8 protein-coding genes are annotated in these 8,425 nt (G+C 46.5%); 4 read left to right on the top strand and 4 right to left on the bottom strand.

Features of this window, described 5'->3' with window-relative positions; all coding sequences use genetic code 11:
* Positions 1 to 155 precede the first annotated feature (155 nt).
* Together AC58U0_RS31050 and AC58U0_RS31045 are read right to left on the bottom strand one after the other, a co-directional pair.
* A complete protein-coding gene (locus AC58U0_RS31050; RefSeq protein ID WP_497382668.1) occupies positions 156 to 593 on the bottom strand; it encodes an EVE domain-containing protein in 438 nt (145 codons plus the stop codon).
* A complete protein-coding gene (locus AC58U0_RS31045; RefSeq protein ID WP_497382667.1) occupies positions 577 to 711 on the bottom strand; it encodes an SRPBCC family protein in 135 nt (44 codons plus the stop codon). The genes AC58U0_RS31050 and AC58U0_RS31045 overlap by 17 nt, the downstream gene beginning before the upstream one ends.
* 185 nt (positions 712 to 896) lie before the next feature.
* Here AC58U0_RS31045 and AC58U0_RS31040 point away from each other — a divergent pair, with 185 nt between their 5' ends.
* On the top strand, positions 897 to 1,871 hold the full coding sequence (locus AC58U0_RS31040; RefSeq protein WP_497382666.1) for a helix-turn-helix transcriptional regulator: 975 nt from the start codon (positions 897 to 899) through the stop codon (positions 1,869 to 1,871).
* 92 nt (positions 1,872 to 1,963) lie between these two features.
* Entirely contained in the window at positions 1,964 to 2,572 is a 609-nt protein-coding gene (locus AC58U0_RS31035; RefSeq protein WP_497382665.1) for an SET domain-containing protein, read from the top strand.
* Here the strand turns inward: AC58U0_RS31035 and AC58U0_RS31030 are convergent.
* A complete protein-coding gene (locus AC58U0_RS31030; RefSeq protein WP_497382664.1) occupies positions 2,536 to 4,677 on the bottom strand; it encodes an ATP-binding cassette domain-containing protein in 2,142 nt (713 codons plus the stop codon). The genes AC58U0_RS31035 and AC58U0_RS31030 overlap by 37 nt on opposite strands.
* A 139-nt stretch (positions 4,678 to 4,816) precedes the next feature.
* Here AC58U0_RS31030 and AC58U0_RS31025 point away from each other — a divergent pair, with 139 nt between their 5' ends.
* A complete protein-coding gene (locus AC58U0_RS31025; protein WP_497382663.1) occupies positions 4,817 to 5,530 on the top strand; it encodes an ABC transporter ATP-binding protein in 714 nt (237 codons plus the stop codon).
* A 14-nt stretch (positions 5,531 to 5,544) separates the two neighbouring features.
* Complete coding sequence (locus tag AC58U0_RS31020) at positions 5,545 to 6,765, top strand: ABC transporter permease (RefSeq protein WP_497382662.1); 1,221 nt, start codon at positions 5,545 to 5,547, stop codon at positions 6,763 to 6,765.
* 82 nt (positions 6,766 to 6,847) lie between these two features.
* Here AC58U0_RS31020 and AC58U0_RS31015 read toward each other — a convergent pair whose 3' ends face one another.
* On the bottom strand, positions 6,848 to 8,326 hold the full coding sequence (locus tag AC58U0_RS31015; RefSeq protein WP_497382661.1) for a S8 family serine peptidase: 1,479 nt from the start codon (positions 8,324 to 8,326) through the stop codon (positions 6,848 to 6,850).
* Positions 8,327 to 8,425: the final 99 nt, after the last annotated feature.

Below are 8,425 nucleotides of genomic sequence, written 5' to 3'. Positions count from 1 at the left end.
CGTCTCATTGTAATGTTGTCTCTTCACACTCATGGCGCCGGCACCTCTTCGATTTATTAGATTTATTATCTGCCTGAATCTAAGAGGTGTCCACTTTTTATTCTAAGTCCATTTCTGCGCTTATGTATTCATTTGTGCATTCAATTGTAGAAAACTCATTGCTTTCTCATAGCTTCTGAAATAACTGTGAAATCCGTTAGATCAATCTCAAAGTGTCCCATGCGAAAGCGATATCCCCAATTTCGGTTTCCCTTGGTGAAACTCATTCTGTCCAAGAGGGGATGGGCGGGAGCCTCAGAACAATCATAATAATCTATGTTGCGCCGAAATGGAATGAAGGATTCACTCATAGGATATTCGTACACTTCGTCATCTCTCACTTGTCCAATTGCTGTAAATGCCTGTATAGGTTCACCGCCGTTAAAATCCGTTTTTGGGGAGTAATAAATTAGCCAATCTCCCTGTCTCATTCGTTTTAAGGGAGCGGCTTTTCCGTGACACAATTGGGCAAATCCACCTTCTACTCCTCTCATGACATGCGATTTAGAGACGACTCCGATCCAATAACGAAGATGATTATTTTCCATATCCATCACACAGCCTCGAGTTCAATTTTTCATCCCATTCTTTCCATGTGTCGATGTTGCTGTAAAGACCCCAAATGGTTTCCGCTTTCGCATCGATTGTAACGCTGTGTTCAAATTTCCACATTTAAATTGCTCCTCTTTTTATGGTTAGTCAGCTGTAAATTCTCGGCAAACGGCACCCATTTTGATTGTTATGAGAAATTTCTCCTTAACTGATGTAGGATTCTCCTACTTGAAGTGAGAATATATTCACTATAACAACCTGCTGTTGACAACGTATTGTCAGGAGTAAGACGGAGGCTTTTTTTCATGAAACGTTCTGATCGTATGCTTGCAATTCTTCTGGAACTACAGAGAAAAGGGGTAGTGCGTGCCGAAGATTTGGCAAGCCGCTTCGAAATGAGCGTCCGTACGGTGTACCGGGATATGGAGGCCCTCTCCATATCCGGCATACCACTGCGATCTACACCAGGTATTGGGTATGAGCTCATGGAAGGGTTCTTCCTACCGCCGATTCAATTTACAGCTCTAGAAGCGTCCATGTTGTTACTCGGGAGCGACTATGTAGCTAATACTTTTGATAGCACATATTGTGAAGCAGCGCATGCCGCACAGGAGAAAATAGAGGCAATTATGCCTGAGCAGCAGCGGAAACAGGTTCAACAGCTTCGTGACAGTATTCATCTCCTGAACTTGGACGAAGCTTTTCATGCTCCAAACACAACAGAATCCGCCCAAGACATATTGGGGCTTGTACGAAGAGCCGTTTTGGAACAACGTGTGCTTTCCTTTACGTATAGAAGCCGTAAATCTTCCCCTTATGCATCCGAAGAACCCTCGGGCATTCGTAGCGTTCATCCCTACGGACTCATTCATCTCAGAGGAATTTGGTACTTCGTGGGTCATTGCACCAAGCGCAATGAACTGCGTCAATTTCGTTTGGAGCGTATGGAGTCTGTTAATCTGTTGTCAGACACTTTTGAGCGTCCCTCTGAATTTCGGATGCGCGAATATGAGCCAGAACAAAACTTTCAACAAGAAGTGACCGTATCGTTTGCGAAGGAGGCACTTCCTTGGATTCGAGAAAACCCCTCTTTTTATTTAACAAATTTGGAAGAACGAGAGGACGATGTCCTTGCGACGCTGCATTGTCGAAATGAACAAGATATTCTGCAATGGGTACTCAGTTGGGGGCGGTACGCACGGGTGTTACAACCACAATCGTTGCGCGAGAGCATCAAAGTTCACGCAGCGTTTCTTGTCGATGCTTATCGGGAATCATGAATTCCTTGGAAAAAGCAGGAATCGAAGAGTTCATCGATAATATAATATAAAGAGACAATTACCGACCATTTTCGACAAGGAGTGTTACGAACATGATGCATCCGCATACGGAACTGCGATACATTGATGACAAGATCGGTTTCGGGGTTTTCGCTACCAGGCTCATTCCCAAAGGGACGATTACTTGGGCGCTCGATGATTTGGACCAAATTCTGGAGCCAGAAGCGGTTCAGGCGCTCGAAGAAGATAGGAAGAAGCTAGTTCTAAAGTACTCCTACCGCAATCAGGATGGGAAGTATATCCTGTGCTGGGATAATGGCCGTTATGTGAACCACAGCTTCCATGCCAACTGTATTGGAACGGCGTACGAGATTGAAATCGCAGTCCGTGATATTCACCCTGGGGAGCAGCTAACCGACGATTACGGCTCGCTGAATGTGGATGAACCGTTTGAATGCTTCCCTGAGGAAGGGACGGATCGAACGCGAGTGATGCCCGGCGATTTGCAGCTATATGCTGATGTATGGGATGCTCAGGCGTTAGACGCTTTCCAGCACTATTATGAGGTCGTACAGCCACTGGCGCATCTCATTCGCCCAGAATTTCAAGATAAAGTAGAAATCGCTGCTAGAGAGCAGCGATTGGTGGATTCCATTCGAGCCATTCATTTTGATCGTGATTCCAGGAATGTTGTCAAATGAGGAGCACGCTTCATTAAGTCTTGGAAAAATTCACGCTGCAGCGTGATAAAGACGACTGGTGTAAGTGTGTGAATTGTAGCCGTTCGGGGAATGTTGCGAAGTAACGCCACTTCCCCAAAGAAATCGCCGTCGGACAGCACGGCAAGCCGATCATTGCTTCCGGTGCTGTTCTTTTTCAACACTTCGACCTTGCCCCTCACAATAATGTAAAATTTATCCCCCAAATCGCCTTCGTGGATGATCATCCGCTCTTTGGCATAGGATTCCGTCACGAAAAAGTGAGAGATGTCCCGTAATAACGATTCATCCATTTCTGAAAAAATCGGGAATAGCTTCAGCCGTCCCGAACTAACCTCTACATGATAGCCGTCCTCGCTAATGTCGAAGCCAGTCTGCTTCGTCCACGATTGCTTATAACGTCCTTCCGGCAGCTTGAGTAATTCCTGGTGACTGCCTTGTTCGGCAATTTCGCCTTGATTCAGCACATAGATACAATCGGCATGCTCAGCCGATGCGAGACGGTGGGTAACGGATATGACGGTTCGGGTGGCCGTTATTTGTTGTAACGTTTTGTTGATTGCTGCCTCTGTGGACGGGTCAAGCGCCGAGGTCGCTTCATCCAGGATAAGAATGGCCGGGTTGCGAATGATAGCACGGGCGATCGCGACGCGCTGCCGCTGACCGCCGGACAGACGTCCACCCCGCTCGCCGACATCTGTTTCGTACCCATCTGGAAGGCTCATGATGAAATCGTGGATTTCGGCTAAGCGTGCTGCCTCCATCACTTCCTCGTCGCTAGCTTCGGGTTTGCCGAGACGAATATTTTCACGTATCGAGGATCGGAAGAGGAAGCTTTCCTGAAACACGATGCCGATTTGAGAGCGCAGCGATGGCAGCGCAATTTGGCGGATGTCGGTTCCATCGTAGAGCACGGAGCCTATCTGCGGATCATAGAAGCGCATCAGCAAGTTAATGATCGTGCTTTTACCAGAGCCGCTGGCTCCAACGAATGCAGCAAAGGTGCCTTTGGGAATCGTCAGGCTGATGCCGTTCAAACTGCGCTGCTCCGGGCTATAAGCAAACATGACGTTGCGAAATTCAATGTCGCGTTCAAAATGCGGCAGATGAGAGGCTTGTTCGTTGCTGGGAACGCTAGGCTGCTCATCGAGCAGCTCACGGACCCGCTGCATACCGGATGTCGCTTCAATAAATTGAGGTGCCAGCCAGGTTATAGCTGCAACCAAGTAGCTCAGGCTCAGTAGAATCGCGCTGAAGGCGAGCAGTGAACCGATAGAGAGGATGCCGAAGTAAGCTAGCAGCGATCCCACGGAAATCGTCATCAAGTTCAAAATCATCGTGCCCAAATTGGTCGTACGGTCAATCAGGAAGCTTAAGAAGCTGGATCGGGTCGATAACTTTCCGTACTGCAGCATACGATCGGCAAAGCGTCCAATCATTAACGGCTGAAGCCCGAACGCTTTAATGACAGGTTGTGCACTCACATTTTCCTGTACGGCAGTGGCGATGCTGGCCTGCTCTTCTTTTAACTGATAACTGGCATCATAAGCCTTCTGACCGAATAATTTCGGGCCAATTAGACAGAGTGGCAATCCAATCACCGCAAGCAGCGCAAGCTGCCATTGCAGGACAAATAGCACCGCTACATTCAAAATAAGCCCCAATATGGATAAAAGCGCGTAGGGGATGAGCTTGATAAACGTATCAATGGAAATCAGATCATTATTGAACCTAGAGACGATGTCGCCACCGTTAATTCGATGGAAGAAGTCGGTAGAGAGGCTCTGCAGCTTCTCAAAAAGCTGCTTATAGTAATTCGTTACGATGCGGGAGCCGAGACCTGCAAACATGCGATCGCGGTACATGCCCACCACGACTGAAGCAAGAGCGCCGGAAATCATCAAGGACAGAATAAGCAGAAGCAGGTTATACTGCTGCGGAACGATGGCCAAATCAATAATGAATTTATAGCTGAGAGGCATGAATGTTTCGAAGGCCAGCTCTACCAAGAGAGCAGCAAGCAGAAGCGCAGTCTGCAGTTTGTACTGAAGGAAAGAGGAACAGAGCAGACGGACAAAGGAAAACATGAATAACCTCCCAGGACTAAAGAACCATTTCCTTTATTTTAACATCAGGTTTGAATTTGGTGTATAGCAATCCAGATACGATGTTGGAAATCTGCAGATGCCTGATATATGATGAAGGTAGAAGGGATCGTGACCGAGAATGTCAGAAGAACGATTAGCTGTATTAGAAGTACAAATCGATCAAGCTGGATATGATGAAGTTCCAGATATTATCAAAAAGATTCATTTTGATGTAGGGCAAGGTGAACTGGTTGGACTGCTAGGTCCAAATGGAGCTGGCAAGAGCACGACAATTAAGAGCATCCTTGGTTTATTGAAGGATTTCAAGGGTAAAATCTCTTTTATGGGTGAGCGAAAAAGCTATGCTTATATTCCGGAGCATCCGATTCTGTATGATGAGTTGACGTTATGGGAGCATATGGAATTTGCTGCTTCCGTCTACGATTTAGATCGAACGGTATTCCTAGAGCGTGCAGATGATCTTTTGCATCGGTTCCGACTGATGGATGAAAAACATCAACTGCCCGGGAAATTTTCCAAAGGGATGCAGCAGAAAATTATGCTCATCCTCGGCTTTTTGAATAAACCAGATGTGTATATTGTAGACGAGCCTTTCATTGGATTGGATCCGAAAGCGATTAAAGATTTCTTAGGGATGTTGGATGAGGAACGCAAGCGCGGTGCAGGTATTTTGATGAGTACCCATGTGTTAGATACAGCAGAACGGATTTGCAGTTCGTTTGTACTTCTTTCAGGTGGCAGATTGGTAGCAAATGGAACACTGCAGGACATTCAGCAGCAATGCGGCATGCCTGACGCGCCATTGTTCGACTGCTTCCATTCGTTACTATGAAGGGGGACAATGGGTTGAAGAGCAGCTTTCAGGTTTTCACACGACGAGTTCGTTCGGACTGGCATTTCCAGTATCGGGCCTTGCGAATGGCTGTGGATTGGGTCATTGCCATTTATTTTGTCATTCCACTGATGATTGTGGCTGGCTATCAATATTACTCTTGGTGGGGGACTCAGCCTTCTTGGTTTAATTGGATATCGATGTTTATGATTACAGCGGTCTTCTATGTATTCACTTGGCTCGGAACCCTTCGATTCTTTGTTGAGGAGGGGGACCAGCTTTTCCTCCGACAGAACCAGAAATGGTTTCGGCATCTCATGCAACTCGGCTATAGATACTCTCTTGTGTTGCAGGGAATCACTACATTAGTGTTGATGCTCGTATTTCTTCCTTTATTAGTACAAACATATTCTTATAGCTTGTTGCAAGTTATTTGCATATGGTTGCTTACTTATTTGTTGAAAATTAACGTAGGCTTGCTTCGTCAACTGCTTACACTTCGTTTCAATGGAATTGTGCTTTGGTTGTTGCGGATTGTGGTTTTCGTAGGTCTGTTCTTCTTGTATCAAGTGTTAGTTACGGAGCTTAGTCATAACACTTATTATAGTTGGACGGCTATTCTTCTTTTTCTAGTGCTGGTTGTTTTCTTAAGCAGAATACGGCTGCAGGAGAAAGGGGCTTTCTTCGCTGATATCGCCAGAGAAAGAGAGGCACGGATGCGAATTGTCTCTCTGATGTTAATTCGTATTATCGAGCGGAAAAGAAAACCGACACGGAAGTATCCCCTATTATTCGGGAAATCGCAGCGCTTGTTCAAAGGGAAAGGTGCCAGCAACGGAATCGCTGATTTATTGACGAAATCCTTTTTTAGAAATGGCACACAGTGGAAGCAAACGATACAGTTCGTCGTTGTGATCAGTGGAGCGATGTTTATTTTGCCGGGTGTCCTTAAAATTACGGTCTGGATTCTTGCTGCATGCCTATTGGTATTTTGGAGAAAGTCATTCTGTAAAGATGAATTAAAAGATCCGTTTCTGACTCTTTTTCCTATACAGGACACATCTAAACATCAGGCTCTCCAATCTGCAATTCCAATCCTTGTACTGCCGGCGCTGATCTTAATCAGCCTATGTGTGGGGATCTCCTTCTTCACCTGGTGGGGGCCAGTACTGATGATCGGAGCTGCAATTCCGTTAGCCTATGGGACTTCCTCTGTTTTTACAAGTTGGTATTGAGCAGGCGAATTTTACTTTAAGGCAGGTAAGAAATCAAACAAGCCCAGTGCCAACACGGCACTGGGCTTGATTTATCATGAACTTATTTGACTAGAGCATTGTACACATTCGCTTCACCAGCGCCGTATAAAGCATCATTACCGGTTGGGCCGTAATCGATCGCCGTTTTTTCGATTAACGCGGCTACTTGTGCAGGGTTCAACTCCGGATGAGCCGCTTTAATGACGCCGGCAATACCAGCCACTTTCGGAGCTGCCATGGATGTACCGTGGAGCAGCGCGTAGCTATGCAGGTTAGAAGTGAAATACGATGGCAAATAGGTAGGCCATGTGCTTAACGCGCGATAGTGGAAATCCCGTTGGTTCAAATCCAGAGTTGAAGCATATACAGGCCCATTATCGCCGCCTGGTGCTGCTACGTCAATTTGATTTAACCCATAATTGGAGTAAAATGCGATACTGTTCGTCGACCACTTGTTCGAGGATGAAACATTGATGACACCATTGATTTGTCCAGGTGTTTCTGTTGTTTTCCCTTTAAATACAACGCCTGGGGAACCGTATGTAGCGTTTAGATAATCGGTCATTGCCTTGTTATCACGTAGGTTGAGACCTTCATTACCAGCTGCAGTTACCACCGTTACATTATGGTTCACAGCATATTGAATGGCACGTCTCCAAAGCAAAATGTCAGCAACATCTGAATATTTGGTTCCATCGACATAATACTTTTGGGAGTCAAAACCGCCGATCGACATGTTAATGACATCAACCTTATCGTTCGCCGCTTGAATGATTGCAGCTACAATCCAGGCCGTAGGCGCACCTTGTCCGCCGGGAAATACGCGGTAGGAGCGGATGCCAAGATTCGGGCCGACCCCTCTGACTTTGCCGTTCCCGGCAATCGATCCTGCCACATGCGTTCCGTGTCCTTCGCGGTCCAGTAGATCGTTAGGATCACCGGTCTCACTGGTATCTATTCCTGCGGGTACAAAGTTCATGCCACCGAGGAAGTTAGCTTTTAAGTCGGGATGATTGGCATCAATACCGCTGTCGATAATACCTACAACGGCTTTATGCGTGCCGCCTTTGCCGCCGGTTTCAATCGCAAACGAAGCTCCGTCCTTCGTCACTTTCTTAATGTCCCACTGATAATCCCAGTAGCTGCTCGTTGCTTCCGGCTGGGGAATATCTGTAACTGGCTGACCGTCAGCTGCGGAGGGATCTACGGTACCATCGCTTAGTTTATGTACCATCTGAACGTTGGCAGCTGCAATATCCTTGAATGACTGCAGTTTTGTCATAAATTCGGTGCTGGACGAACGCACCTCCAATCCGCCAATCTCAGGAATAGCCCGAACAACTTGCCCGCCTGCGGCTTGAATCATTGCTGCATAACCCGTCGGAAGTTGGCTCGAGAATGCAATTACATAGGTTTTGCCTGGAACTGTTGTTCCACCTGTGCTGTTCTTCGATGCTGCCATTGCAGATATACCGCCGCCCATTACTGTGGAGACAGCCAAAATACTGGATACCACCAGGGTTGTCCACTTACGCTTCATAGTAGCCCTCCTCCTTCAAAATAAGAAAAATTGCTGTTCTAATAAATTGTAAGTGACAGAATACAAGAATAACATGGGTTGGACGAACCAAATGTGATG

Source organism: Paenibacillus sp. J31P190, from assembly GCF_059692075.1.
This window is presented reverse-complemented; position numbering and strand designations above follow the sequence as displayed.

What these genes read in the sequence shown, in the direction of transcription:
- AC58U0_RS31050 (WP_497382668.1), bottom strand. Translation starts at nt 593, where the DNA reads ATGGATATGGAAAATAATCATCTTCGTTATTGGATCGGAGTCGTCTCT.
- AC58U0_RS31035 (WP_497382665.1), top strand. Translation starts at nt 1,964, where the DNA reads ATGATGCATCCGCATACGGAACTGCGATACATTGATGACAAGATCGGT.
- AC58U0_RS31015 (WP_497382661.1), bottom strand. Translation starts at nt 8,326, where the DNA reads ATGAAGCGTAAGTGGACAACCCTGGTGGTATCCAGTATTTTGGCTGTC.
- AC58U0_RS31040 (WP_497382666.1), top strand. Translation starts at nt 897, where the DNA reads ATGAAACGTTCTGATCGTATGCTTGCAATTCTTCTGGAACTACAGAGA.
- AC58U0_RS31030 (WP_497382664.1), bottom strand. Translation starts at nt 4,677, where the DNA reads ATGTTTTCCTTTGTCCGTCTGCTCTGTTCCTCTTTCCTTCAGTACAAA.
- AC58U0_RS31025 (WP_497382663.1), top strand. Translation starts at nt 4,817, where the DNA reads ATGTCAGAAGAACGATTAGCTGTATTAGAAGTACAAATCGATCAAGCT.
- AC58U0_RS31045 (WP_497382667.1), bottom strand. Translation starts at nt 711, where the DNA reads ATGTGGAAATTTGAACACAGCGTTACAATCGATGCGAAAGCGGAAACC.